The organism is Winogradskyella bathintestinalis (assembly GCF_030407435.1).
GTDB classification, from domain to species: Bacteria; Bacteroidota; Bacteroidia; order Flavobacteriales; family Flavobacteriaceae; genus Winogradskyella; species Winogradskyella bathintestinalis.
Genome location: NZ_JASDDK010000001.1, coordinates 231,298 through 258,279 on the forward strand (window position 1 = coordinate 231,298; position 26,982 = coordinate 258,279).

The 26,982-nt window shown below is 32.3% G+C and carries 24 protein-coding genes; 3 read left to right on the plus strand and 21 right to left on the minus strand.

Annotated elements, in window-relative coordinates; translation table 11 throughout:
* Nucleotides 1–57 precede the first annotated feature (57 nt).
* Both QMA06_RS00815 and QMA06_RS00820 read right to left on the minus strand, forming a co-directional pair.
* A complete protein-coding gene (locus QMA06_RS00815; RefSeq protein WP_290204985.1) occupies nucleotides 58–1,266 on the minus strand; it encodes a glycosyltransferase in 1,209 nt (402 codons plus the stop codon).
* A gap of 113 nt (nucleotides 1,267–1,379) precedes the next feature.
* Nucleotides 1,380–2,636, minus strand: coding sequence for an oligosaccharide flippase family protein (locus QMA06_RS00820; protein WP_290204986.1), 1,257 nt, complete (start codon nucleotides 2,634–2,636; stop codon nucleotides 1,380–1,382).
* Between the two features lie 147 nt (nucleotides 2,637–2,783).
* Here QMA06_RS00820 and QMA06_RS00825 point away from each other — a divergent pair, with 147 nt between their 5' ends.
* A complete protein-coding gene (locus tag QMA06_RS00825) occupies nucleotides 2,784–4,847 on the plus strand; it encodes a tetratricopeptide repeat protein (RefSeq protein ID WP_290204987.1) in 2,064 nt (687 codons plus the stop codon).
* 322 nt (nucleotides 4,848–5,169) lie between these two features.
* Here the strand turns inward: QMA06_RS00825 and QMA06_RS00830 are convergent, their stop codons facing one another.
* The 15 genes from QMA06_RS00830 to QMA06_RS00900 form a co-directional block, all read right to left on the minus strand.
* Nucleotides 5,170–5,847 (minus strand): hypothetical protein, encoded by a 678-nt coding sequence (locus QMA06_RS00830; RefSeq protein WP_290204988.1) that lies wholly within the window; start codon nucleotides 5,845–5,847, stop codon nucleotides 5,170–5,172.
* A 192-nt stretch (nucleotides 5,848–6,039) separates the two neighbouring features.
* Nucleotides 6,040–8,616, minus strand: a complete 2,577-nt coding sequence (locus tag QMA06_RS00835) for a DUF6923 family protein (protein WP_290204989.1) — start codon at nucleotides 8,614–8,616, stop codon at nucleotides 6,040–6,042.
* A gap of 319 nt (nucleotides 8,617–8,935) precedes the next feature.
* Nucleotides 8,936–9,649, minus strand: coding sequence for a LytR/AlgR family response regulator transcription factor (locus tag QMA06_RS00840; protein ID WP_290204990.1), 714 nt, complete (start codon nucleotides 9,647–9,649; stop codon nucleotides 8,936–8,938).
* Nucleotides 9,650–9,658: 9 nt separating this feature from the next.
* The gene (locus tag QMA06_RS00845; RefSeq protein WP_290204991.1) at nucleotides 9,659–9,976 is read right to left on the minus strand and encodes an Hpt domain-containing protein; all 318 of its coding nucleotides are present in this window, start codon (nucleotides 9,974–9,976) and stop codon (nucleotides 9,659–9,661) included.
* A gap of 3 nt (nucleotides 9,977–9,979) precedes the next feature.
* Nucleotides 9,980–11,029 carry a sensor histidine kinase gene (locus QMA06_RS00850; protein ID WP_290204992.1) on the minus strand — a complete coding sequence of 350 codons (1,050 nt, stop codon included), beginning with the start codon at nucleotides 11,027–11,029 and terminating at the stop codon, nucleotides 9,980–9,982.
* Nucleotides 11,029–12,162, minus strand: coding sequence for an FIST signal transduction protein (locus tag QMA06_RS00855; RefSeq protein WP_290204993.1), 1,134 nt, complete (start codon nucleotides 12,160–12,162; stop codon nucleotides 11,029–11,031). The genes QMA06_RS00850 and QMA06_RS00855 overlap by 1 nt, the downstream gene beginning before the upstream one ends.
* A 1-nt stretch (nucleotide 12,163) precedes the next feature.
* Nucleotides 12,164–13,756 (minus strand): sensor histidine kinase, encoded by a 1,593-nt coding sequence (locus tag QMA06_RS00860; RefSeq protein WP_290204994.1) that lies wholly within the window; start codon nucleotides 13,754–13,756, stop codon nucleotides 12,164–12,166.
* On the minus strand, nucleotides 13,756–14,295 hold the full coding sequence (locus QMA06_RS00865; protein WP_290204995.1) for a heme NO-binding domain-containing protein: 540 nt from the start codon (nucleotides 14,293–14,295) through the stop codon (nucleotides 13,756–13,758). Before QMA06_RS00865 ends, QMA06_RS00860 begins: the two co-directional genes overlap by 1 nt.
* Nucleotides 14,295–14,705, minus strand: coding sequence for a response regulator (locus QMA06_RS00870; protein WP_290204996.1), 411 nt, complete (start codon nucleotides 14,703–14,705; stop codon nucleotides 14,295–14,297). Before QMA06_RS00870 ends, QMA06_RS00865 begins: the two co-directional genes overlap by 1 nt.
* Nucleotides 14,706–15,221: 516 nt before the next feature.
* Nucleotides 15,222–15,590: an MmcQ/YjbR family DNA-binding protein gene (locus QMA06_RS00875; protein WP_290204997.1), complete on the minus strand. Its 369-nt coding sequence runs from the start codon at nucleotides 15,588–15,590 to the stop codon at nucleotides 15,222–15,224.
* Between the two features lie 69 nt (nucleotides 15,591–15,659).
* The gene (locus QMA06_RS00880; RefSeq protein ID WP_290204998.1) at nucleotides 15,660–16,271 is read right to left on the minus strand and encodes a DUF4230 domain-containing protein; all 612 of its coding nucleotides are present in this window, start codon (nucleotides 16,269–16,271) and stop codon (nucleotides 15,660–15,662) included.
* Nucleotides 16,272–16,549: 278 nt separating this feature from the next.
* Nucleotides 16,550–17,299, minus strand: a complete 750-nt coding sequence (locus tag QMA06_RS00885) for a cyclase family protein (protein ID WP_290204999.1) — start codon at nucleotides 17,297–17,299, stop codon at nucleotides 16,550–16,552.
* 131 nt (nucleotides 17,300–17,430) lie between these two features.
* Nucleotides 17,431–18,558 carry a radical SAM family heme chaperone HemW gene (hemW, locus tag QMA06_RS00890; RefSeq protein WP_290205000.1) on the minus strand — a complete coding sequence of 376 codons (1,128 nt, stop codon included), beginning with the start codon at nucleotides 18,556–18,558 and terminating at the stop codon, nucleotides 17,431–17,433.
* 113 nt (nucleotides 18,559–18,671) lie between these two features.
* Nucleotides 18,672–19,226, minus strand: a complete 555-nt coding sequence (gene ruvC, locus QMA06_RS00895; protein ID WP_290205001.1) for a crossover junction endodeoxyribonuclease RuvC — start codon at nucleotides 19,224–19,226, stop codon at nucleotides 18,672–18,674.
* A 33-nt stretch (nucleotides 19,227–19,259) separates the two neighbouring features.
* Nucleotides 19,260–19,931 (minus strand): cell envelope biogenesis protein OmpA, encoded by a 672-nt coding sequence (locus QMA06_RS00900; RefSeq protein ID WP_290205002.1) that lies wholly within the window; start codon nucleotides 19,929–19,931, stop codon nucleotides 19,260–19,262.
* 26 nt (nucleotides 19,932–19,957) lie between these two features.
* Between QMA06_RS00900 and QMA06_RS00905 the strand changes: the two genes are divergently transcribed.
* Nucleotides 19,958–20,932 carry a lysylphosphatidylglycerol synthase domain-containing protein gene (locus tag QMA06_RS00905; RefSeq protein ID WP_290205003.1) on the plus strand — a complete coding sequence of 325 codons (975 nt, stop codon included), beginning with the start codon at nucleotides 19,958–19,960 and terminating at the stop codon, nucleotides 20,930–20,932.
* The gene (locus QMA06_RS00910) at nucleotides 20,926–22,074 is read left to right on the plus strand and encodes a glycosyltransferase family 2 protein (protein ID WP_290205004.1); all 1,149 of its coding nucleotides are present in this window, start codon (nucleotides 20,926–20,928) and stop codon (nucleotides 22,072–22,074) included. Before QMA06_RS00905 ends, QMA06_RS00910 begins: the two co-directional genes overlap by 7 nt.
* A gap of 105 nt (nucleotides 22,075–22,179) precedes the next feature.
* Here the strand turns inward: QMA06_RS00910 and QMA06_RS00915 are convergent, their stop codons facing one another.
* From QMA06_RS00915 to QMA06_RS00930, 4 genes are all read right to left on the minus strand, one after another.
* Nucleotides 22,180–22,620, minus strand: a complete 441-nt coding sequence (locus QMA06_RS00915; protein ID WP_290205005.1) for a hypothetical protein — start codon at nucleotides 22,618–22,620, stop codon at nucleotides 22,180–22,182.
* 154 nt (nucleotides 22,621–22,774) lie between these two features.
* Nucleotides 22,775–23,905, minus strand: coding sequence for a tetratricopeptide repeat protein (locus tag QMA06_RS00920; RefSeq protein ID WP_290205006.1), 1,131 nt, complete (start codon nucleotides 23,903–23,905; stop codon nucleotides 22,775–22,777).
* 30 nt (nucleotides 23,906–23,935) lie between these two features.
* On the minus strand, nucleotides 23,936–26,197 hold the full coding sequence (locus QMA06_RS00925; protein ID WP_290205007.1) for a M56 family metallopeptidase: 2,262 nt from the start codon (nucleotides 26,195–26,197) through the stop codon (nucleotides 23,936–23,938).
* Between the two features lie 88 nt (nucleotides 26,198–26,285).
* Complete coding sequence (locus tag QMA06_RS00930) at nucleotides 26,286–26,651, minus strand: BlaI/MecI/CopY family transcriptional regulator (protein ID WP_290205008.1); 366 nt, start codon at nucleotides 26,649–26,651, stop codon at nucleotides 26,286–26,288.
* Nucleotides 26,652–26,982 lie beyond the last annotated feature (331 nt).

Below are 26,982 nucleotides of genomic sequence, written 5' to 3' on the forward strand. Positions count from 1 at the left end.
TTAACTCCGTGTGTAATTTAACTACTACTGCTTAGAAACTTAACTTAGGGGAATATTTTAAGATTGTGTTACGGCTGCTAATTTGTTAGATTTTTTAGCCATTATTTTTTTAAAACTTTCTACATACATTTTTGCAATTTGAGACATTGGATGTGCTGTTGCAGCTTTATAATTTGTTTTTCCTAATTTTAATCTATACACATCGTTAGTTACTATGGCTTCAATAGCTTGTGCTAAACTATCAACACTTGTTGGCTCAAAGAATTCGCCTCTATAACCTTCGTCTTGCACTAATAATGCTAAATCACCTAAATCTGGCATAACAACTGCTTTTCCGTAACTTCCAGCTTGGTGAAGTACTCCAGAACTTCCTGTTGTTGAGGTATAAGGAAAAACAACCACAGCACTTTCATTAAATAAAACAGGGACCTCAACCTCTTCAACATAACCTGTAAAACGCACTTGTGGTACATGCTTGTAATCTTCTTGTACTTTAGCTAAGTAGCCAGGTACATTTGGGTTATCCGTTCCTGCAATGACCACTTCAAGATCTAAACCTGTTGACGCTCTTACTTTTTCAACAGCTTCAATCATACCTTCCACCTTTTTGTAGGTTCCAAATTTCCCGAATGTCATAACTTGTAAGGGTCCTGATGGTAATTTGTATTCTGGTTCTGCTGGAATTTCAAACGTACCATGTGGAATTAATTTTACATTGGTAGCACCATATTTTTTTTCTAAAATATCTACATATTTCTGCATAGTTACAGCAACTGTATCGGCTTGTAAAATTAATTTCGTTAAGGTTGTTCCAATAAATCCGTAGATGCTTTGCATTAATTTATTAGAGGTAAAACCTGCACTTCCTAAATCAACTTCTTCAAGAATGTTATGTAATAAAACTATGTTTGGAATTTTCTTCAACTTGCAAACCAATGGTAACATTAATCCTAAAGCTGCAGCAATTTTCTTATCTCCAAATTTCATGAATTGTAAATTAAACAATACGGAATCTGGCTTTGTTTGGTTAATCGCTTTTGTTACCGATAAAATGTTTTTATAACTGTTAAAAGACCAACATTCCTTAACTGTAATCTTACAACCAGCTTCTGTAAATTCAATATCCTTTGCACCTTCCGTTTTGTCTGTTAACAACACAAGTTCAGTGACATCTTCGTTTTGTCTAAACTGCTTAACTAAATGGTAAGCATATTCATTTAAAGTGACTTTACTTGGTGGATATGCTGTTACAATGGCTAGTCTCATGATGTGGGTATTTTTTGTTTAATTTTAATTGCAGTACAAATTTGCGCTTTTATATTACTAATCCTTAGGATCTTTCGGTAGGACGACTTTTACTGTAGACCAATGGAAATTTACTATAGACTAAGCTTTTTCTGTTGTCTAGATTCCAACATAAAAAATCCGATTTGTATGACTAGTAATAAAGCCATGGCAACTATTTGCATGAGTACGACTTGCTCTAAACTATCGTGATAAAACACGACTAAAAACATTTGAAGCATTCCGAAGACTCCAGAAATAATTACTGGTACATATTTATCTAAAGACAAATAGTAATATGCAAAGATGTTAGAGATGGCAAACATTGATGTTGCTATGGCGTATTTCCATAATAAAGGTGCCATTGCAATATATTGCTCACCAAAAAGTATATTTATAATTAATTCTGGTAATAATAAACAACCTAATACAATAATGGTAGATATGATAGCGATATAACCAACATATTTAAAAAGTATAGACGCGGTTTCTTTACCTTCCTTTTTTAGCTCTACAACGGCCGGTAGTAATAACATAACAAACATCCAAGCTATGAAATATACGATTCTACCAATGAGTGCTAAGGAAGCGTATAATCCTGCTTCGTAAGATTCAAAGTAGTGCTTTACTAATAAGATATCACTATTATTTATAATGATTTGGGTTAACTCATAAAAGGCTGTGAGCAAAAAGAAATTCTTAATTTGCTTTCTATATTTAGCATCTAAAGGTGTCGCATTTTTAAAACGTAATTGTTTCACTTTAAAAGGGAACAAACCAAATACAAAGGATATTAAAATACCAACTGCAATAGCAGCAGATGATTGAATATTTAGCAATAATATAATACCAAGAGTAATCAATAAACGACTTAACATTTCACCTTGATACGTAATCGACAAGGATTTAAACGCCTTTTTTCCTTGAAACGTCCCACGATTCACACTCATTAAAAAATAGAGCGGTACACCAAAACCAAAAATGATAAACATGGTTGATGAAGACGTATTAAAAACGGCTTGCAATTGGGAAGCAAAACCAATGATTAAGGCTCCTAATATAATACCAGCAACAACTGCTTGCTTATAAACTTTAACGATAAAATTTTTGAACACTTCATTCTCAAACAACACTGAGAATTTTGCAGTAACCAACTGAAACGTCATAGCAACAAAAGAGAGCACTAATAAAAACGTAATTAAAACGGCCGCATCAGCAAATTCTGCTGGTCCTAATATACGACCTAGTATAAGGTTGTATAAATAATTACCACCATTCACCGCCAATACACTGACCATAAATAGTTGTTCTGGAGTTAATTTTCTAGATTTTAAAGTTGCTAATAATTGCATAATTTTTGTCGTTATACGTTTAAATCTGGCACAAATATCTAGGGTATTTCCGTGTATGTTCCTTATATTTCGATGGATGACAAGTTACTATAGATGAATGGCGGACAAATGCTCCGTAACTTGCACTTAGTTAAACAAAGAGAAATTATGACTTTGAAATCACTTATTAATATTACAATATTTTTTATCGTTTTAAGCGTCACCGCTCAGGACATGAAAGAAGGTTTTACCTACCTAGAAACGGGTAAATATGCACAAGCTGAAACATTTTTTGAAACCATATTACAAGACCATCCAGAGAATAAAACTGCGCGCTTATGTTATGGTCGTGCTATTGGTCTTAATGGGAAAGCGAAGGAAGCCAACGTGCTCTTTACAGATTTACTAGCCGATTACCCAAATGATTTTGAAGTAAAACTAAACTACGGAGAGTCTTTATTATGGAACAGTAATTTTAAAGATGCTGAAGTATACTATCAAGGTTTAGTGAAGGAAGACCCTAATAGTTTTGCAGCACAATTAGGCTATGCCAATACGTTGTCTAATTTAAAAGATTACGAAAACGCGCTCAAAGTGGTGAACACTGCTTTAGACGTTTCACCTGGAAATCCGAACGCATTAACCTCTAAAAAATATATTTATTTAGGCTATGCATACCAGAACCAACAGGCACAGAATTATGAGAAAGCTGAAGAACTTCTACATAAAAATCTAGAATTGTTTAACAATGATAAAGACACCTTATTAAATTTAGCCAACTTATATTTAATTTCGAATCAATTGGATAAAGCTAAAACAACCTACAACACTTTGGCCGAACAACCAAAGCATAAAATCATTGCACAAAACGGCTTAGCTTTAGTTGAACATTTAAATAGTAAAGAAAAGAAAGCCTTAAGTATTAGCACAGAAGCATATCAAAGTTTAAATGATGATACCGATAAAACGATAGTTCAACAAACCACAGAACGCTACGCACAAGCTTTAATCTGGAATAAGAAATTTACGGAAGCTACATCTTTAATTGACGATTTAATAACAACCTACCCAAACGAAAATTGGGTATTATCCTTACGTGCTACACTAAACATATACAAAAGTAATTTTAAAGCCAGTTTAAAAGATTACGACCAAATATTAGTCAACGACAGCACGTCATTTGATGGCAACCTTGGAAAAGCGAACGTATTAAAAGCGTTAGGCTATACAGACGATGCCTATAACTCTGCAGAAAACACTTTAAAGTTTTACGACCAGCAAAAAGATGCTACAAGCTTTATCAACCAACTAGATAATAGTTTTATACCAACTATAGAGACAAAAGCCGCTTATACCTTTGATAACGGTGATAATAATGCCTTTTCATTAAACAACAACGTCATATTTCCGTTGTCTACTAAATTTGCCGTATTAGGAAACTATAATTACCGAACTACAAATAATACCGTTACAGATAACAGTGCCACCTCTAACAACCTATCTTTAGGTGTCTCTTATAAATTTATTCCAAGCATTACATTTAAAGGTACAGCCGGAGTGTCTTCATCTAAGGCAGAATCTGCAGATTATACGCAATTATTAACAGATCTATCGTTTAGTATTAAATCGTTTAAGTTGCAGTCTTTAGATGTGGGTTACAAAAGACAGATTGAAAGTTTTAATGCCGATTTATTAGATAGAGAAATCGTGCAAAACAATTACTACGCGAATTACAATTTAGGTACTAATTTTAAATTGGGTTGGTTTACGCAATTGATGTACACCTCTCAAAACGATGGGAATTCTAGAAATTTACTTTTTACCTCATTATATTATAACCTATTACCAAAACCATCATTAAAAGTAGGTGTCAACTACCAACATATTACTTTTAAAGACCAATTACCAACGATCTATTTTAGTCCAGAAAAATTTAACGCTTACGAAGTATTTGTAAATCTTATTAAAGACGAAGCTGCAGCAAAACCTAAGGAATGGTTTTACAATTTAACAGGTGCATTTGGTTATCAGTATATTGAGGACGACGCTAAAATTTCAGCTTATAGAATACAAGGAGCTTTGGGTTATAGATTCTCTGAACGTAGTTTACTTAATGTCTATGGCACCCGCAGTAATATTGCATCTGCCACAGCAGCAGGGTTTACGTTTACAGAAATTGGCTTACGATTTAAGTGGCAATTTTTAAAGAAAGCGGTTTTTGAGAGGGATTAATGAATTATGATGTGGTTATGGTCAAAATTGCTTCATTATTTTTAATTTTTGACCTCTATATTCAACATGATATACCCTTTTTCCATCTTGGATAACGGCTTAAAATGGCTCAGGTTTTATTTTAATTGATTCGTGTAAAGTTTTAATCTTTTAAATTTCATTGTCTTTTTTAGTTTGTTTGTCAAATTACTGACGGCGTGTTTGATTATGATTTCGTTGCGTGGTTTAAGTACTAAAATTACAACTAAATCACAGATAGAAAGTGCGCGAAAACTTTCGTAAGTAGGCTCTAACTAGCAATGAATTATACACGGTGTTGTAGCTAGTGTTTTTTCTCTTTTCGTTCGTTTATTCTATTTTCTAATTCCTTTAATATTCCAAAAACTTCTTTAAAATATTCAAATGCAAATTGTTTGGAATTATTTTCTTGTAACATTTGAGCTATTGCAGGTGAAAATTTCGGTAGAATTGTCGGTTTAGGATTATCTAACGGTTTTCCACTTTTCAACTTTTCTTTAACATCATTTATGTCGAACATAAAACCGCTAAAATCATTATCATTCTTTATTACTTTTCCGACTTCTGCGTGTGAGTATGGATTCCGAAAATTGTTTTTTGCGTTTATCAGATAATCATATTCCGTTTCCGTAATCAAGTCTTTTTCTAATGCCTTTTTAAGCGATTTAAATAAAGGCAATCCGTCAAATTCCGTTTCGCTTTCTTTTAGTTTTTCTGAATATTTTTCTAAATCAGAATAGTCATAGTCAATAGTATGTAATTTTATTAGTGAAAGTTTAATCATTCTCTCAAGCAAATGATTTGTGCTAAAGATACTTGATTGAAATAGTTCAAATAATTGGCAAGTCAGAATTTCGTTTTTCAGTAAATTCAGTTCGCAAAATTCCATAAATGTATGGTCATAAAATTCTTTGAGTCGATTGAGGTTTTTGTCAATCAATCCTGAATAAAAATCCGATTTTCGTTTATTCTCGTCGTTCATTTTTAACGTTAGCGACAACAACTAAACATAAGTAGTAATGCTATCCTATTTATATACGTTCTTTAGTGTTAAATTTTTGTTTTGTTAATTAATCACCTCATAAACACACCATTAAAACCCAAACCACCACAAAAAAGAAAAGGCAAAAGCTTTCGCTTTTGCCTTTAATATAAGGAACTAACTAAGGGTTTGTTAATTAATAATCAGTTTGAGAGGGTTGTAATTATGTTGGTTACTAACAATTTTACAGAAGTATAGGCCAGAGCTTAAGTTTGCTCTGCGTATAGAAATGTTGTTTTTTCCTGTTTGAGCATTATAAGTTGTGCTATAAACCTGCTTTCCTAATTGATTGTACATTATAAATTGTACCGTTTCGTTTTGGCCTACTGTAAATTGTACTTCTGCCTGCGAAATCATTGGATTCGGAAACGCTTTTATAGTATTTGTATCAGTTGTGTATTCTGATACAGATAAGGCACTTGTTTCAGAAAAACGCAAATTATTTATAGACATTTCTTTAGTGTTTGTGGTACCATCTTCTGAAGCCATAGTAAATACAATGGTTACGACATCGTTGAGATTAGCATCATCTAGAATTACCGTATAATCTTGTAATGTCTCATTCATGTTTACCGTGGTTTTAAACTGCTCTTCCCAAATTGTAATGCTTTCTCTTACAAAGGTGATTTCTAACTCACCTGTTCCACTAGCACTAAAATTAAAGCTGTTATAACCAGATACATCTACAGCCTGAAATCTTGGTGTTAATGCTCTATATGCAGCTACGTAAGAATCGGTAGTTGCCGTCAAATTTACATTTCTTTCTATTGGGTAATCTGCGCTATCAAAATCGAAATCGTTAGTAGTTACTACATATTCTGTAAGTTCTGTTCCACTTCGTGAAGCATCAACACCCCAAGGGCCGTCAGACATAAACAAATCATCTGGTGTTGCAATACCATCTCCAATTCTAAACCCTATATCAAATAAACGTCCGGTATCTATAGTCACATTAGTAATGTAGTTACCATTTAAATTAACCGTTGTGTAAAGGTTTTGAAAATCTTCTGTTTCGGTAGTTCTGTAACCTGCATCTAAATTAATAGCTTCTGTACCGTTGGTGTTTACAATTTGCACATCTAAACCTCCATTATGATAACTTCCTTTTCTAACAAATACTGTAGGAGGTGTTGAATTATTATAGCTTAAAATTGGTTTCTCTACTTCCAATAAATTGAGAACTTCTTGTCCTAACGTATAGAGATCATCGATTGAGTTAGACCAGATCTGAAAGTTATAAAATGTTACATTTTCTTCATACTGATCTAAATTCCAATGGCTTTCTATGGCAAAATTAGCATCGTCATTAACTACTTTAGCGGATAAGCTTAAAACAAACTCGTAGGAACCATCTTCGTTTTTAATAATTGATTTAATAAATTGCTGTTCGTTAATATCTATTGTAGATACTGAAATCAGTTCTCCTCCTAATAAACGATCGCAAATATATTTTGTATGCTCATAGACACCGTTTTCCGTTTTTAATGCTAACACTGATGCTACTGAATTATTGTTTTTCATGTAATCTACAGCATAGATTTCTGTAGCATTAGTAATTCCTATAAGATCTGAAGGTGTAGCTTCTACGGCTTCATCTTCATTAATAGTTGTAAGTGGCACAAAATCTTGTAATGTAAAATTAGAGTCAGCATTTCGAGCCGCATAAAACGCACCCTTTCGTACTTTTGGGGCTTTCAAGGCATTAAATTTGTAGCTGGTTTTTGCTCTTTTAAAGTTACGCGCATTGATTTGCTCAGATAATCTGCTGTTACTTTCTAAACCACCATCGTTAGAACTTGATGTTGATAACTGTATTACTTCGCACATACCAAACCCTGAACATGACGGATCTTCACAATCTATAAGGCCGTCACCATCATCATCAATTCCATTATCACAAATTTCTTGTAATACTGGCGCTGTCGGGCAACGTGCCCCATCGTTACTAGCACTAGATGGACCGAAGGCAAACAAGTTAGACTCTATATCTGCGACAATCATAACATTTTGTACGTTCTGTATAACGTAAATTGTTCCGGTTTGATTCGCTGAGACATAAAATCGACCGTCCGCATCAAAGTAAACGGCACCGTAAGTATAATTTAAGCCTGAGATAATTGGCACAACACCTAATGCGGTTACCACGCCATTATTTGGGTTTATTCTATATAAAATATTAGTCCCTTTTTCTACAGCATATAATTGGTTATCTACTGCATTAAATGCCCAATCATGAATGCTAATATTTTGAGATAATGTCTCTGTAGATTGATACTTCCCGTAATTTATAGATTCTGGATTTAAATCTATTTTGAAATAAGTAGTTCCGCTACCTTTTAAATAATAAATACCTTCAGAACTTACATCTCCAACGTATTTGTTGCTACTATCTAATTCATTTATGTAAAACTCTGTTGTAGTGAAGTTTTTACCAATTCTAACAATAGTTTTTGCAGGTGTTTTTAAGTAACCCCAAATATAACCATCTGCTGGGTTGTAAGCTGTTGCGTTAATATTGCCAGGGGTAACATCTTCTGCTACCATGTAAGAATTTCCAGAAGCTAAATCAATAGCATAAACATCGTTATACTGAAATAAATAAGCATTGAAATCACAATTAAAGGGTATATCTTGCGCATGATTACTAAAACTGAATAAGGCAAAAGCAATAAATACCAATTTGTTAATAGATGTGTAAAGTGTCTTCATCTCTTAGGTTTTGTTTGGGTTCTGAGACAAATTTACTTTTTAAAACCACCAAATTTTCGCTTTTTCGTTTGGCACTAACAATACCTCGTTGGTATGCCTTTTAGTGTCGACGAATGGTTTTTTTGTAGATAACATTATAAAGTGTGGACATAACCGAAATGAACATATTATTCTCTCGCCTTTATTTTATGATAAATGAATATTTCATTTTAACTATAAGTACCCTAGGTTGGCATCTATTTTTAGCTAAAAAATCTCAATTAATTTATAAGCAGGAGAGGAATCGCTTTATATAATTTGAAAAATATAGAATTTATACTTAGAGTAAGTTAAGACGTTTCATTAATTCCGGACGGTTAGATCGACTTACAGGAATAACATCCTTTTTTATAAGCACACTATTGTCTTCAATATCTATTATTTTGTCGACATTAATAATATAAGATCGGTGCACTTTTAAGAAAAGATCATTAGGCAACTTTTCTTCAATCTTTTTAAGTGTAGAATGAACCGTATAATTTTTATCCTCAGTCTTTACGAGTATATAATCTCCCTTAGCTTCAACTAAGTAAATACTAGCTATATCTATTTTAATTAGACGCCTATCTATATTAACGTACAAATCGTTACCAGAACTTCCCTCAACTTTCTCTTGTGATGGCTCTACGGTTTCTAATGATTGAGATGCCGCCTCAGCTTTTTGAATTGCTTTTTGAAAACGCTCTGGAGTAATTGGTTTTACTAAATAATCCACAATACAATCGTATTCAAAAGCTTGAATAGCGAAATTTGGATCTGAAGTGGTTAATATTGTTTTAGGTGGATTTTTCAGCGTTTCAATAAAATCGAAACCTGTAAAATCTGGCATATGTATATCTAAGAATATTAAATCAATCTCGTTTTGATTGAGATATTTTATGGCTTGCATGGCATTTGGAAACTCAGCTAAAACATTTAAGCTATCAATTTTAGAGCATAACTGCCCAATGATTGCTCTTGCGGTAGCTTCGTCATCAATAATTATACAATCCATAAAGTAGGTCTATAACTGTTTTAAATAATGAGTTATGGTCGTTAAAATCATCTCGAATTCATCTTGAAGTTCGGTACTTCCTTCTATTAGATTATTTTCAAAGACTACTGCAGTCTCATAACTTTTTTCAAGGCCTAAAATACTAATTTTATGTTTAAGTTTATGTACATTATCTGCCGCTTGTTTAAAATTGTCGACATTGATATTATTATAATAGACGGTTTTTTCCTCTGGAAACTCTTTTTTTATAATACTTATTAATTTAGCTTCAAAAGCTTCATCTCCGCCAGACATACTTTTAATATAAGACATATTGGGCTGTTCCATACTTTATTTTTTTATAGTGAAGTAAAAAGTTGTGCCTTCCCCAATTTTTGAAGTAAGCCAAATTTCACCTCCATATATATCTACAATTTTTTTAACTATAGAAAGTCCTATACCAGTGGATTCTATACTATTTTCTAATTTTTGAAATGTTTGAAATATTTTATCGAAATAAACCTCTTCTATTCCTATGCCATTATCTTTAATATAGAATTGCCAAAATTGATTTTTATCTTCATATCCTATTTCAATTCTTCCAAGTTCTTTGTCGTTATATTTAATAGCATTGGCTATTAAATTTTGAAACAATTGTTGTAACCTATATTTATCTCCGTTAATCGTTGGCAGGTTTAATCTCTTTACTGTAACATTACTAGGCACATGTATAATACTCAATATGTTATCAATAAGATTATTTAAATCTACATCGTAAGCGTCTATTTTATTTTTACCAATGGTAGAGTACTCTAAAATACCATTAATTAGGCCATCCATTTTCTCTACATTAGTTTTTATAAGACCTAGAGTTTTGTCACCATTAGCATCAAAAGACCCTTTGTAATCTTCACTTAACCATGTGGTTAATGTTTCAATACTTCGTAAAGGTGATTTTAAATCGTGAGACACCATATGTGCATAATCACTAAGCTCTTGATTTTGATGTTCTAATTCTGTCAAAAGTGTTTCGCGCTGCTTATTTATTTTTATAATTTCTTGAGTTTGGTTCTCAATTAATTCCAGAAGTTTTAGCTCGTCTAATTCTACCTCAGCCTCATTAAGAATTCTGGCGTCCTGAGGAGGGTTACTTATGGTCTGCGCTACACGTTTTAATTTATCTATAACTTGTTTTTGAGACTTTGCTTCTTTTCTTAACCTTTTATTTGCTGCGAACAACTCTTCAGAACTAATCGACATAGCCAATTGTTGCATGGCATATTGCTCTTCAAAATTAGTATAAGAACGACTTACAGCATCCAGAAACTCTTCTAACAATTGGTTTTCAGCAATATCTTTTCTTAAAAATTTTTTTATTTGACGTTTTAATAATGTAGACATTATTCGCTCATTAAAGTTATAGTCATTGTTTGATTATGTAATTGACAATTGATCTCCGTATTAAATGGTGCAATTTCTCCATAAGAGTAGAATCCAGTTAATGTTACATCTTCGCCTAATACGGCTACAACTTCCTCAATTTCTTCTTCTACACGCTGATCTAAAACAAGCTTTCTTCCTATACAACTGACTAAAATTGCTAATTGTGGTTTTGTTTTCAAGTTTTTCAAGGCTTGTTTGGCAGCCAATTCAGAAGCATTTGCAATATTATCAATATTGGTCATCATTAATTGCACTGTTGAGTTTTCTGGTATATGACCTGCTAAAACCATCGCATTATTTTCTTCTTCAATATTAATAATGGTTCTTACAAAAGAATGCTGTTCTTCTTCAGTCTTTACATTGAGCGGATATAGAAGCGCGGCACTTGGTAATTCTTTAGACTTTTCACCTAAGTATTTTTTATATAAATCTAAGGCAGGTTGCCCATCTAACTCATATAAAATATTAGATTCTGATTTAGTTACCACACGCTCTGGCCCAAAAGGTGACCAACCGCCATGTATAGCAAAAGATATATCAAAAGTATCACCATAAAATCCTATGGCAACAATTTCTCCTGGTTTTGGTTTTTCGTTATAAGAGGCTAATGTTTTTTCAAATCGATCGCCATCACCACATAGACCACCTGTAATTAATGTTTTATTAGCTGTGGCATTATTCATGCCTTTAGTAAGTTCACTACCGTTAATAAAGCTACCTTCAGAAATCACCAGGACGTGTTTTAGGCCTTCGGGAGTTAACTGATTAATTAAATTTTTACCGGTAATAAAACTATCTAAGTTTGATTTTAGAATATTACAAGTTTTAATTTCATATTTGGTTTTTTCAAATTCTATTGCAGTGGCCACCACACTATTATCTGTTACAAAGTATGTCGTTATATCGCCGCATGACGATGCAAATACTATATGGCCATCTGGAAATTTTTGTCGAAGCTCTTCGTAAATATTATCATTCTCCAATTCATATCTATCACCAAACACTAAAACTAAAGGTTTTTTAAGCACTATCTTATGCGATAAGTATTTCCAACCATCATTTTTTTGTTTAATTAATTGAACTGTCCTCATATTATTTTTTTATCGTAAAATAGAACGTTGTACCAATATCTGGTTTACTTTCTAACCAGATATGCCCTTCATGCAAATCCACTATCTTTTTAACAATAGATAAGCCAATACCCGTTGAATCTTTCCTTTTATTTAACGAATGGAAAATCTTAAATATTTTATCGTGATATTTTTCATCTATACCAATACCATTATCGGTAATAGAAAACTCGAAATAACTTGTTAATTCTTTGACGTTAATAACAATTAAACCTTCGGGTTTATCGATAAATTTAACAGCATTACTAATGAGATTTTGAAACAATTGTTGCAATTTAGTTCCATCACCTCTAACGGTTGGTAGTTTCTTAGGTATCTTAATATTTACATGCTCTGGAACGTAGAGAATTTTTACTAAATCGCTAATGATCTCATTAAGATTTACAGCTCTTTTTTCCTTACCATCAGAACCAATACTAGAGTACTCTAAAATATCGGTAATTAATTGTTCCATTTTCTCTAGCGTAGTTTCAATGTGTGCAAAATTTTGCAAACTCACTTCGTCTAGTTTGTCTTTATTGTCCTCTTTTAGCCAAGTCACTAAAGCATTGATACTTCGTAAAGGGGATTTTAAATCGTGAGAAACGATGTGCGCATATTCATGCAACTCATTATTACTTTTCTCTAATTTACTGAGTAAATCTTCCTTTTGAAGTTGCAGATTTTTAATATCCGTGATATCAAAACTAATTCCAATAGATCCTATTATTTCACCATTGTAATTATAATTAGGTGCCCCACTAATAAGCCAATATCTCAGTTCGCCTTTCTTATTTCTTACGCGCGCTTCATAGGCATTACTTTTACCACTTCTACGTTCTACCGTTTTTTCGTGCACTAAATCCTTATCGACTTCTGCAGGCAATAATTCTTTGCCTACTTTGCCGATAAGTTCTTCTTCTGTATAGCCTGTCATTGCACAGAAGCTCTGATTGGCCATCATTATTCTTTCTTCCTTATCTAGCTCTATTAAACCTAAATGCATATTGGCAATAATGCGACTGTATTTCTGCTTTTCGGTTTCTATGGCTTGCCTGTATTTATTTTCGAACGTCACATCTCTAATGATACCTTGGGCTGCAATTGGCTTATTGTTTTCATCAAATATTAAACTCGCGTTAACTTGCGCAATAATTTGAGTCCCATTTTTGGTATTTAGCTTCAATTTAAAATCAGTAACAGAACCTTCTGATATAAGTGCTTCAAAAGTGCTCATAACATTATCTACCTCTTCTTTATCTGCAATAGCAAACAAATTGAAATCATTGTTTTGGTAATCGTAACCCAATAAGGTTATTGCAGCTTCGTTCATTTTTAGAACATTACCCCACAAATCCATTACAATATAAGCATCAATAATATTCTCAAAAACACCTTGAAGTTCGGTGTTCTGTTCTTTTATAGTTTTTTGAAGTTTTGAATTTGTCGCTTTTAATTCTTGAGCCATATCATATAGCTCTGTAGATTTTTGCTCCAATATTTCTTCGGCTGCCTTTCTAGCTGCTTTTTCCCTTTTCAAGGCTCGTTTATAGACTTCTATATCCTCGTTAGCCATTATTTCTTTTCTATAATGAATCTCACTTCTGTACCTGCTTCATTTAATTTTTCAAAATTAATTTCCGCAGAGGTTTTAAACAGCTTAAACGTTTCTAACATTAAACCTTTACCCAACATATACAATGCTTTTTCAGATTTGTAGACCAGTACCAGTTTTGTATCGGTTCGTTCTTCTAACAAAAAAGTAGGTAGTTGCGCCTCTGGGTAAATTTTTTGAACTTCCACATGAATATGATTTTCTATAGAAGCTAACAAATGCATTGGATCTTTGTAATGCTCAACTAAATTGGGGTGCGATTTTATTAAAGCCTTAAAAAGGTGCTCTGAATACACTAGTAATAAATCATCTACAGAAATGCTTGTGTTTTCACTTAAGTGAGATATTAATTGAAGCATTTCAGAAAATTCATAGGTCCCAACCGAAGTGTAAACACCATTAGATTCTAATTGAGATTGGTTAATAATTTCATCAACCATACCTAAACCGAACTTCTCTTCTACTAAATCTAAAAACTCTGTAAATATTATGCCTTTCATTATGCAGTTATTAACTCATTGATGCTCCAATATGCTAATAATTTTTCAATTTTAAAAACATAATCTTCATATTTTAGTGGTTTTAATACGTATCCGGCTATTCCTATTTCAAAGCATTCTAATAAATCACGCTTATTGCTAGAAGTGGTTAAAATTATTGTTGGAATGTATTTTAAACGATCATCACTCTTTAAAATTTTTAGAAACTCAATACCATTTATTTTCGGCATATTCAAGTCTAACAAAATAACATCTGGAAGTTTATCTTTATTCTCTAAAATCTTCAAAGCTTCTTCACCATTATTTGCTTCTACGATATTATGTTGAAGTTTCAAAGACGAAACTGCTCTATTTAGTTTCATCACTTCTATCATATCGTCTTCTATCAGTAAAACATTGAGGGTGCTCATAGTTAATTGTATTTATGTATCTAAAGCAAAACTAGTTAGAAAACTCACCTTTTGTTTATTATTTCGATTGAGTGTGTTTAACAAACGTTGGATTGTTATTTACTATCGACGAATGGTAAAACCTCTTTATTTACAATGTGGCAAAAGGCGTTAAACCGTGTTAAAAATACGTTAAAATGCCACTATCGACAAACGGACAGCAGCTATAAATTAATAAGGTATAGATTGTTTCTTTAGATGAGTTATACTCGATTTATCATTAAATGATGCTAATGAAAAGGATAAAAAAACCAATTTCAAAACAATGTGACTCACATAATTATTAAACCATTATACAGATTCAATAACTTTACACGTTTGCGTAATGCACACGTTAAAAAGCTTTTTAAACTCCAAGAGTTAATGAATCAGTTATACCCAAAATTAAAAATTATTTCAACTGAAAATTGGCTTTTTCGACGAATGAACATTTGAAAGCGACGAATACTACGATATGTTACTTTGAAAAGATTTCAATTAATAGTCGTGAAGAGTATTTCGTAATTTTTTAGGTAAACCAGCTACGACCATATTATAAGAATGATCAATAAGTTTCATAATAAGAGGTAAAGAAAGTTCCCTAGTATGAATATAGACGCTGTTCCATTGCTGCTTATGCATGTGGTAGCCTGGTTTTATACTTTCGAATTTGGCTCTTAGTTCTTGTGCATAGTCTGGATCGCATTTTAAATTGATAAAACCTTCTCCATTTTCCCATCGTTGTAAGGAGGTTAACGCAAACATTTTTCCTAAAACCTTAAATACCAAGGTATCTTCATTGAACGGAAAATGTTCTGTGACGGCCCTTTTATTTATGCAGTAATCTCTGTATTGCTCTATATTCATCTCATTTTCTACAGCAGCTAAATGATTTTCAAATTTTAATTTAATTATCCACTATTATAGTGTACTAACTTATTTCAACAAATTTTTTGTTTCATCCTCATCAATCTTTAAAGTGGTATAATCTAAAGTCCATCCAATAGTTTCCACCAAATTTTCAATAAGAAGAATGACATCTAGCGCCTCTTGTTTGGCTATATTATATAAACCACTCTCTGGAATTTTATCTCTAATATGTGCTTTAGCCTTGGCGTGCAAGTCAGTTAAATCTGCAGCCGCAAACCTATTAAACATGTCATCGCGTTTGTCATAATAATTTATATCGCTCTCAATAGATAACACTTCTGGCTGAGGGAAATGAGTTAAATAGACCGTTTTCGTTTTGGCATTTGAAGACATTTGCACCTTTCCTAAATCGAAACCAACATGTGCTTTAGCATTGATTACTACCAATGCTTTTTTTCGACTAGAAATTAATTTTAAAAATTTCTCTTTAACGTCTTCATAATGGTAAATTTCAGCAAAATCACCTTCTACTGATACTAATTTACAGACACGTCTTATTTTTTCTAAAATGAGAATCGATTGCTCCTTTGTCACTTTTTTGGTTTTCCATTGTTTATAAATGGTAACCAAACCCAACGTAACCAAAATACTTATGATAATAATAAAAAAGGTTTCCATCTTTTGATTTTAATAGTTAGACAGTAGCATCTCAAAACACCGCAACACGATTTGAATTTATTAATAAAATTTTAAATTTCCCATTTTTATGAAATTCATATTTTTTGAAACCATCCCAACGTTTAGACGTATTACCAAAAATACGATCGATTGAAGTTTAAAAAATGGGGCTTTAATAATTGGTGCCAAAAGTGGCCCATCCAACACTTTCAACTGCAAACTAGAGATATAAATCCTTAGTTTATAATACTGCTGAATTTTAACAGAAACCACAAACGTTAATCTAAAATTTTATACAAAATTGGTTTGCTTGGACTGGCATCATTTTCAAACGGTGCAATATGAAGATCAAGCATATACATACCATCCTCAACTTTATTAGGGACATATATGAGTTCCGTTATAGTCGCATCTGTTCTTAATTTACCTCCAACATTCCAAAATGCTTTGTGCGCTTTAAGCTCACCACCATCTTCTTCTCTATCAACACTTGGCATATCAATAAGTAGATGTTTAATTCCTTTCTTAATCAATAATTTAATAGCGTCTTCCGTAAAATAAGTCCAATTTGAATGGGAGTAGTGTTTAGATTTCTTATCCTTCATGTTTGGCATTGTCCTCACGATAAGAGCATCTCTCTTTTTATTCCCTATGGCGAATTGTAATTGTTTTGCAGAAATAACATGATCATCCATAAATTTTTCTGGAGCTACACTTATCACTTCTGCTAAAAAGAAAAATTGCTTAAGACGCTTGTGGATTGAATGCTTTTCTTTTATAATATGCCCAACCGTTTCAGTATGTGTACCATGTGAATGTGGATTGAACGTAATGGTATTAAAATTTACAACCGCGCCTTCCGAAACACTAACATGTTCCCCATCAAACTCTTCTGGTTCAATTTTTGGCGGATCGATGTACCAAGCATTAACATTAGAATCACCGCCTTTTATCGGTATTGAGATATCTAAAGGTTGTGTAAGATCTATTTTTAGTTTTCTTGACTTATATTGTATTGTTGCTATCATAGTATATGCTGAAGTTATGGGCACTGAATTTCATTCAGTATTTCAGGAACTTTAATGTTATTTTGTGTTCAAAAATATGGAAAATCGTGATCATTTTAATTCTAACGTCTCATAAATAATAGATACTAGAACTAGTTCAGCATAAACAGTTCACTCGCAATCCCATCACATAAAAATTGGCCCTTTTTAGTCACACGTAAATGTGTATCTTCAATATACAATAACTGTTGCTTTATAAAAAATTCCGATTGCGCTATTAAATAATTCTTGAATTTTAGACCATAATCGTTTTCCACTTTTTTGATAGACACTCCCCAAATGGTTCGTAAGCCGGTCATTATATATTCATTGTATTGGTCGGTTTGCGTTAAGGTTTCTAGTTCTATGGGTAACTTATTTTCTTCTATCGCCTTAATATATTTTGAATTATTTTTTACATTCCAACCACGTTCCGTTCCATTAAAAGAATGTGCTGAAGGCCCAATACCTAAATACGATTTCCCCTGCCAATACGCTGAATTGTTCTTACTAAAATAACCGTCTTTTCCAAAATTAGACAATTCATAATGCACAAATCCTGAAGCTTCTAATTTTTCTTTTAATATATGAAATTGTGCATGCGATTGCTCATCATCGACATTATCAATTTGGCCTTTTTCAATGAATGATGCCAAAGCCGTTTTAGGCTCAACGGTTAAGGCATAACTAGAAATATGGGACACATTAAAGCTTAATGCGGTTTCAATATTTGCTAACCATTGATCGTTTGAAGCGCCGGGAATTCCATAAATTAAATCGAGTGAAATATTATCGAAGTGCTTAGTAGCTTCCTCTAAGCAGTCTTTAGCTTCTTTTGCGTTGTGCGCACGGTTCATGAGTTTCAAGTCAGGTTCAAAGAAAGACTGAATACCAATAGACAAGCGGTTTATTGGGGTTGTTGATAAGGCTTGGATACGTTCAGATGATAAATCATCAGGATTAGCTTCAAGTGTAATTTCTGGAGACTCTGAAACTTGATAATGTTTATATACCGAATCAATTAAAAATTGTAATTCTTCATTGGTTAATACACTTGGTGTTCCACCACCAAAATAAATGGTTTCCACAGGTGTATTCTCAAATTCAGCTTTACGGAGTTCTAGTTCTTTTGCCAATGCCTTAACAAGATCCTCTTTCTTCTTTAAAGAAGTCGAAAAATGAAAGTCGCAATAATGACAGGCCTGTTTGCAGAATGGTATGTGAATGTAGATGCCAGCCATTTAGTTTTTTCGTTTTGACTTATTGTAGTATCTAACAAATGTAAAATAATACAGAGGTAGAAAATAATTTTTATAAAATAATTAGTTACCAGCCTTCGTAGAAATAACAACAATTACTTTTTAACGCGACCCTCATTCTGCTTAACAAATGCCGACCAACCCGAGTAACTCTTACCTACCTCAACTCTACCTTCATTATAAAAATGACAAACCGCAGCTGCCAAACCATCCATGGAATCTAAGTTTTTCGGTAATTCTCTAAGACCCAACATGCTTTGCAACATTTTGGCGACTTGTTCTTTACTCGCATTTCCATTTCCTGTTATTGCCATTTTAATTTTCTTAGGTGCGTATTCCGTAATTGGAACTTCGCGAGACAAACCTGCTGCCATAGCCACACCTTGAGCTCGCCCTAATTTTAACATACTTTGAACATTTTTACCGTAAAATGGTGCTTCAATGGCAATTTCATCGGGGTGGTAAGTGTCAATAAGTTCTACGGTACGCTCAAAAATAAGTTTGAGCTTTAGGTAATGGTCATCGTACTTTTTTAACATGAGCTCGTTGAGTTGCACAAATTCCATTTTTTTGCCCACAATTTTTATGAGTCCAAAACCCATAATCGTTGTACCAGGATCTATGCCTAAAATAATTTTTTCTTTGCTCATATTTATTACCCATGCAAATGGGTATCTCATTGGTTAATCGCAATATTGGCAACCACTTAAAGAAATTGCTACCCCAAAAGTAAGATTAAAAACACTACCATTAAATGCGCCTAAACCACTTAAAGCAGGATTATAATCATCTAAAGATGTTATTCCATATATATATGCCGTATCGGCATAAATAGAAACTTTTTCGTTAATCGCATAGTGAATTTCTAGTCCACCAAGTAAATTTAGGTAGGATTGTTTGTTTTCCTTTAATGTACTTAAAGGTTTTGCAAACGTTAATCCTGGCCCCGCGTGGAGAACGGTTCTTAAGCGCGCAGGTAGGAATGTTAAAGATGTAGAAGGATCATATACAAATTGTGCATTAATTCTTGAATAGTTGATTTTAAATTCTGGTGTTTCGTCTGAATTTTTAAAACGATTAAAACCAAAATCTAATTTTACACCATAGTGTTGTTTTAGCATGTGTTGAATGCCCAAATTTACCGTTGGAAAATTCATTGATTGCGCATAAGAGCCTTTTACAAAACCATCTGTAGTTGGATAATTTACACCAACCGCAAAAAGAGCTTTCCATTTAGCTGTGTCTTTAAATTGGGCTTCACTTTTAAACGTGAATAAAAGCACACATAAAAAGTAAAGGTATTGTTTAAAATTGTATTGCATTTCTAAGTTTTTGGTTTTATTTGCAGAACTCATTTACACGGTTTCAATGAGTTCTAAGCATGAATGTCAATATACATTACAAAACTAAACAATTCTTTGTAGTACTTATTAAGTTGAGTATTGTAGTTGGTGCATTTTATTTTATTTACGCTAAACTCGAGGAAAATGAACGTTTAAGTTTAAGTCAATTTGTATCTTTATTAATAGAAAACAACACGTTTTCAATTAAAAACATCGTTATATTACTCTTTTTAAGCACTATTAATTGGTTTTTTGAAATTTTAAAATGGCAATATTTAGTAAATGCTATCACAAACATCTCGTTTAAATCAGCTTTAGAACAAAGTTTAGGTGGACTCACAGTATCCTTAATCACACCTAATCGTATTGGAGATTATGGCGCCAAAGCCATTTATTACAAAAAATCACTTCGAGGAAAAATAGTATTGTTAAACCTTTTAGGGAATGTAGCACAAATGACAATAACAACATTTTTTGGCATTATTGGGTTTGTGTTTTTTATAAAATATTACCCAACTAATATCCATCTTCATAACGTCTTTATAATTGGGAGCATTGTTCTTATAATTGGCTTAATTTCTTGGTTTGGAATAAAACAAAAACGCTTTAAATTGAAAGGATTTTCGTTGAGCCGAATTTTAAAATTTATAAAAAAATTACCTTCTAAAACACATTGTACTAACCTGACTTTATCCTTAATTCGGTATCTTATTTTTTCGTTTCAGTTTTATTATTTATTAAAGGTGTTTGGTGCTTCTTTAAATTATTTTGATGCCATGGTAATTATTTCGAGCACGTATTTAATGGCTTCTGTTTTACCATCTATTTCAATTTTCGATGTGGTTGTAAAAGGAAGTATTGCGGTATTTTTATTTAGTTATATTACTATTCATGAGCTTACAATTTTATCTATTACAACGCTAATGTGGTTGCTCAATTTTGTGATTCCGAGCCTTTTTGGAAGTTATTTTGTACTTAATTTTAACCTCAAAAAAACCACAGAAAAATGCTGACAGCACTGTTCACTTTTATTTTTATTTTTTATCTGATATTTATAGGCTTACTAGTTTTTGGCATTGATAAAGTCGAAGAATTTAAACTACAAGATTTACAAGCTAAGTCAAAATTTTCTGTCATTATTCCCTTTAGAAATGAGGCTACAAACCTTCCAGTATTATTGGAAGCTATTGTAAATTTAAATTATCCTAAAACGATGTTTGAAGTGATTTTGGTAGATGATGACTCCGAAGATAATTCAGTTTCAATTATTAAAAAGTTTCTCAACAGTGGTACTAAGAAAAATAACGCTGCAATTAATAACATTAGGATTATTCAAAACACAAGAACCTCGGGTTCACCAAAAAAAGATGCGATAACCACTGCCATAAAAAACTCAAATTATAGTTGGATTATTACAACTGATGCCGACTGTATTTTACCCAAATATTGGCTAGATGCGTTTGACGAATGCATTCAAATCAATCAACCAAATTGCATCGCTGCACCGGTAACCTATCTTGGTAAGACCTCGTTTTTTAATCGTTTTCAAACTTTAGATTTTTTAAGTCTACAAGGAGCAACAATTGGCGGATTTGGGATTAAGAAACCCTTTATGTGTAACGGTGCGAATTTCGCTTATCGAAAATCTGAATTTAATGCTGTCAACGGTTTTGTTGGTAATGACACTATTTCCAGTGGAGATGATGTGTTATTACTTGAGAAATTCTTAAATCAAAATGCTACAAAAGTCCACTATTTAAAATCTAGACAAGCTATTGTAACGACCGCTCCGTCTCAAAATATGGATGAATTAGTTCAGCAGCGTCTGCGCTGGGCGTCAAAAACAAAGTATTACAATAATAGGTTTGCAAAAACGATTGGTTTAGTAGTTTTTTTAGGAAACTTAATGTGTTTAGGATTGATCCCTGCGGTGGGTTTTCAATTTATTTCTATAAAAATAGCAATTGCTTTATTCGTGATTAAATTCTGTATAGATTTTTTACTTCTTTTTAAAACTTCTCGTTTTTTCAAACAGGAAAACCTTTTAGTATCTTATCTTTTTTCGAGTTTTATCTATCCTTTTTTTAACGTTTATGTCGCTTTTCTATCTTTTTTTAAATCGCACGAATGGAAGGGTAGAACTTTTAAGAAATAGTATTACTTGGGAATAACTATGAACTTCAGTAGACTGGCAACTATTACCACATCAAATAAACTTTGCCTATAAATACTTAGTTTGAGAATAAATGTAAGAAACCTTTTAATTAATTCTAACAATTACTGGCAACTCAAAAGCTGTTGTTACCTGCTGACCTCTCTTAATTGCTGGGTATATTTTGGGAACATTTTTTAAACTCTCACGTAATAAACTATCTATTTCAGGTATTTCTAATAGGGTTTCAGGATGAATTTTTATAGATTCTACTTCTAAAATACCAGTATTATTAATTCTAATTTTTAGTCTAATGGTGTCATTAATATCGTTGGAAACCACAAAATTTTGTGCGGCTAAAAAATGATTTACATTCGTTACAATAGTATTTTGAAAACAGACTTTTCTATCTTTTTTTTCAGTTAATGTATCGCAACTTGTAAAAGTTGGATAAGTATCCACGTCGTTCCAATTGAAAGTTTGAAGTTCTTCCTCAAGCAAATCTTCAGGATAAACTTTCTTCTTTTCAAAATAGTTACACGACGTCACTAGAAGTAAGATTAAAAGAAAAACTAATCGGTTCATTTATAGAATTCTGAAAACCGAAAAGTACAAATATTTTAAAGAAAAAAGACATTAGTCTACTGTGCTTTTAATAATAGATTAAAGAAAATGTTTTGGATGCCATTTATAACTTTGAATTTTAATTCTCGTTTAAGAACTTTTCTTCTTTTAATTCTTTTAGTCGTCTTTGAGCGAACCCGGTGAAATAGCTTTTTGCATGTCTTTCTACAAAATTTTCATACAACTTAATTTTATGGTTGACATTGGCATAAAATTCATCTTTCGTTCTGAGCATAAAAAATTCTGACGTTATGTTAGAAGGATCTTCTTTTAATGATTTTTGAAAAGCATTAATAGCTTTTTCATATTTCTTTTGCCGATTATAAATAGTTCCTAATGTTTCATATTCTTCCGATAGCGATTGATCTTTCAATTGTAATGCCTTTGTTATATAGTTTTCGGCTTGCTTAAAATTATTGAGGTGTTCGTAATATACACCTACCACATACATGGCATTGGCATCATACGGATTATATCTTAAAGCTTGTTTTCTATGATTAATAGCCTCAATATAATCTGAATTTTGAGCATAACTAATACTTAACTTTTCATGTATAAACTCCGATTTTTCACCTAATTCGAGCAATTTATTAAACCACACTATGGCATGTGTGTAATGCTCTTGATGATAATAGGTTTGTGCTTTTAAACTAATCAGCTCTATATTATCTTCATAACTGTCCAATCCCCGATCAATAAAGCTATGGGCGTCCAAAAAATTTCGCTTCATTAGATGCTGTTTGGCGATTTTAAAAATCGCTTTTTGATGGGTGTGATCTAAGTTAAAAGTATTCTCAAATTGTTGAAAGGCCGAAGTGTCTTTTTGCTTTTCTAAAACTAAACCCAACTCGTAATAATAACTAGGGTTTAAACTATCTAACTCAATTAAGTTAGTAAACAATTGGTTGGCTTCGTTATACTTGTTGGTTCTGGTTAACAGTTTAGCATATTCGTATTTTATTAATACGTTTTCACTATCGGTTTTTACGGCTTCCTCGTAGTTATTTATAGCTTTACCATAGTTGCCCAAAGCTAAGTAAGCTTTGGCAATTTTAACATAGACGTCATCTAAATTCTCTAAAGATTTATAGGTTTCAATCGCTTTGGAAAATTGACCATTAGCATAAAAACTATCTGCTTTTTCGTTAGTGTTTTGTGCGCTTAAACCCACCGCAAAAGTGAGACATACAAACCATAAAAATAATTTCATGTTTAATTAGAATTACTTCTTCTTAGTGTCTTAAAATTCAAATACTATTGGCATGGCATATTGCACATTTACAGCTTTGCCGTCCTGTTCCCCTGGTATAAATTGAGGTAATAATTTCAGAACTCTAACCGCCTCTTCCTCTAACTTTGGGTGCGGTCCTCTCGCAGAGATATGTGTGACCTCACCATGTTTATCAATTAAAAAACTTGTGAAAATTCGTGTCTTTTTTGATGGTAACCCTAATGATTTTCCTATCTCGATATTAAAGTTTTTGCCTACAAATTTATTAATTGCTTGAACGGTACAATCCTTTCTTTCAATTTCCGATTTCACTGAATTACAATCTGGATAAATTGGCGTGACTTCGACTTTACTGTACGGAATATCAGTTAGGTTTGGTTCTAATTCTGTTTCTTCTCGTTTCTCTAAGTTTACGTGGTATTTTTGATCTGAAACTCTATTTTCAATCTTATCACCTTTAACTTCAAATACGATTGGCACAGAAAACGGCACAACAACCAATTTTCCTTTTTGCTTTCCTGGTATAAATTTAGGTAACGTAGCGACAACGCGTCTGGCTTCTACTTCTAACTCTGGACTTGGACCTCTTGCTTTAATGTCTTTAACAGTTCCATCGGTATCAATTTTAAATTGCACAAAAATTCGTTTTCTACCTGGGCTTAAACTATCCCCAACAGCCACATTAAAATTTTTGCCAATATGTTTGTGAACGAACGTAATGAAACAATTTTTTCGATCTTTATTACTTTCTAAATCTTTACATTCTATGGTAGTAGGTGTTTTTTCTACTACAGAGAATGGTACTTCTACACGTTGCACTTCGTTTTTAAGAATATGAATTTCTCGATTTTGAGTATTTGGTGAATCTATAATTATGGTTGAACTATTACTAGATATAACAAGTTTCTCAGAATCATCGTTCTCTAACTGTTTTATTAAAGCATTAAATCGCTTCGTTTCTTCAGGCGTTTTGTTTCCAACGTCTTCAACATATAGTTTTAAAACACCGTCTTGCGTATTGGATTCCCATCGTTCTTTTTCAGCTTTTGTGCTTTTGAAGGCTTTAAAATCATCATAATTTTCAAATTTATCTAATTGCGTTAAACTTACAGTATTAATATCTTTCTGAATAGGTGAACCTTCTTCCGATTTTCTTTGAATTATACCGTCGGAAATTAATTGTCCATGAGCTTTCAACTTTAAGAACTCTGTTCTAGAAAGCAAATACTTACCAGGGTCATATGTATTAATCCCAGCATAATCAGAGATTTGAAAAAATGTCGCTCCATTTTTTTTCATGGTAACCATTTTATTATAGTACTTTTTGATTAATTCGGCATCCGTCAATTCTTGATCAATAAAGGTATCTTGTGAGTCTACCTTTTGTAGCGCTCTAATATCTGTTGACGTATAAATTAACATCCCAAACACCATAGGAATTAATAAGGCGTATTTTATGAGATTAAGCTGTTTTGATTTTGATTTCTGTAACATAGCAATTCGTTTTTTGATTAATGATTTTTTGAAAAATGTGTTGGTAATAGACACCTGATTAACATCTAAAACCTGATTGAGTAAACTTGTATAATAATCTGCTTTTCCACTTTGTTTTGAAGCTTTGGCATCGGCAACATATTCATGTAACTCTTTGATTCTATTTTGAAAAAGATAAACCATAGGATTAAACCAGAACACTATTCTGAGCAATTCGAAAACCAATAAATCGATGGTGTGATATTCTTTTATATGTACCAATTCGTGTTTATAGATGGTTGGTTTTGCGGTTTCAGAAATGCGCTCACCTAAAAAAATCATATTAAAAAACGAATAGGCAGCGCTACTTTTTATTAAGCTAATAACAAGCACATTCCCTTGCCAACGCTTTGGGTTTTTATGTTTAGTATAATACAACCCAGCAATTTTAATTAGAAAAATTAGTGTGGCAATGGCAATTCCTGTAACTATAATAATCTGCCAAATTGGGGTTTGTGGTTGTTCTAAAATTATACCTGCTTGTTCGGCAATTTGAATGTCGCTAATTGACGGTGTTTTGGTGCCAATAAAAACTTCTGGCAAATGAATGACCATATCCTTTGTGGCCATAGTTTTAAGTTCTGGAAATTTAACAAATGGCAACACCACAGATAGAATTGACGTGATCATTAAATACGCTCTATTGCAATTAAAAAAGGTTTCGCGCTTAAGAAACAAATCGTAAACCAATAAAAACAATGCTTGAAAAACCATTATTTGAAAGATAGAATACAGCATAATTAATTAATTCGTTAATATTTAATTTTTTTAATGGTCTCGTTGCACTTTATTAATATTGTAGAGGACTAATTTTAAAAATAAAAAACTACTGCGGTTTGTTCTTATGGATTTCATCCAATAGGATTTCAATGTCCTTTGCATCCACATCATTCTTCTGCACAAAAAATGACACCATACTTTTAAAAGAGCCTTGAAAATAATTATCTACTAATTTATTGATAGATTGATTACTATAAGATTCCTTAGCGACTAACGGATAATAGACATGACCTTTACCTTGTTTTTCGTAATCCACAAAACCTTTGCTTTCCAAAATTCTAACTATAGTCGATACCGTATTATATGCTGGTTTAGGCTCAGGAAGGATATTGATAATCGATTTAACGTTGGCTTTTTTTAGCTGCCATAAGGCTTGCATTATCTCTTCTTCTGCTTTGGTTAATTGTTTCATTATATACTGAACTGATTTGAAAATTGCATTTATTTTAAATAAAATTCTTTTTATTAATACTAAGAAATCACACTACAAATATAACTAATTTTTTAGTTTGAACTAATTTTTTAGTTATAAATAGTGTTTATGCATTTTTTATGTCGAGATGATATTTTGAAATAATACTGAGTTTCGGCTGCGCAGATAAAAGAAAAAACCTAGTAACTAAGATTGTTACTAGGTTAATTTTCTTGCTATTAATTCAACAACGATTTAAAATTGGGATTAATTAATTCTTGTTGACGATACAAATATATGTTAGTCTTTTAACTTTTTGCTGTGGAAAAAC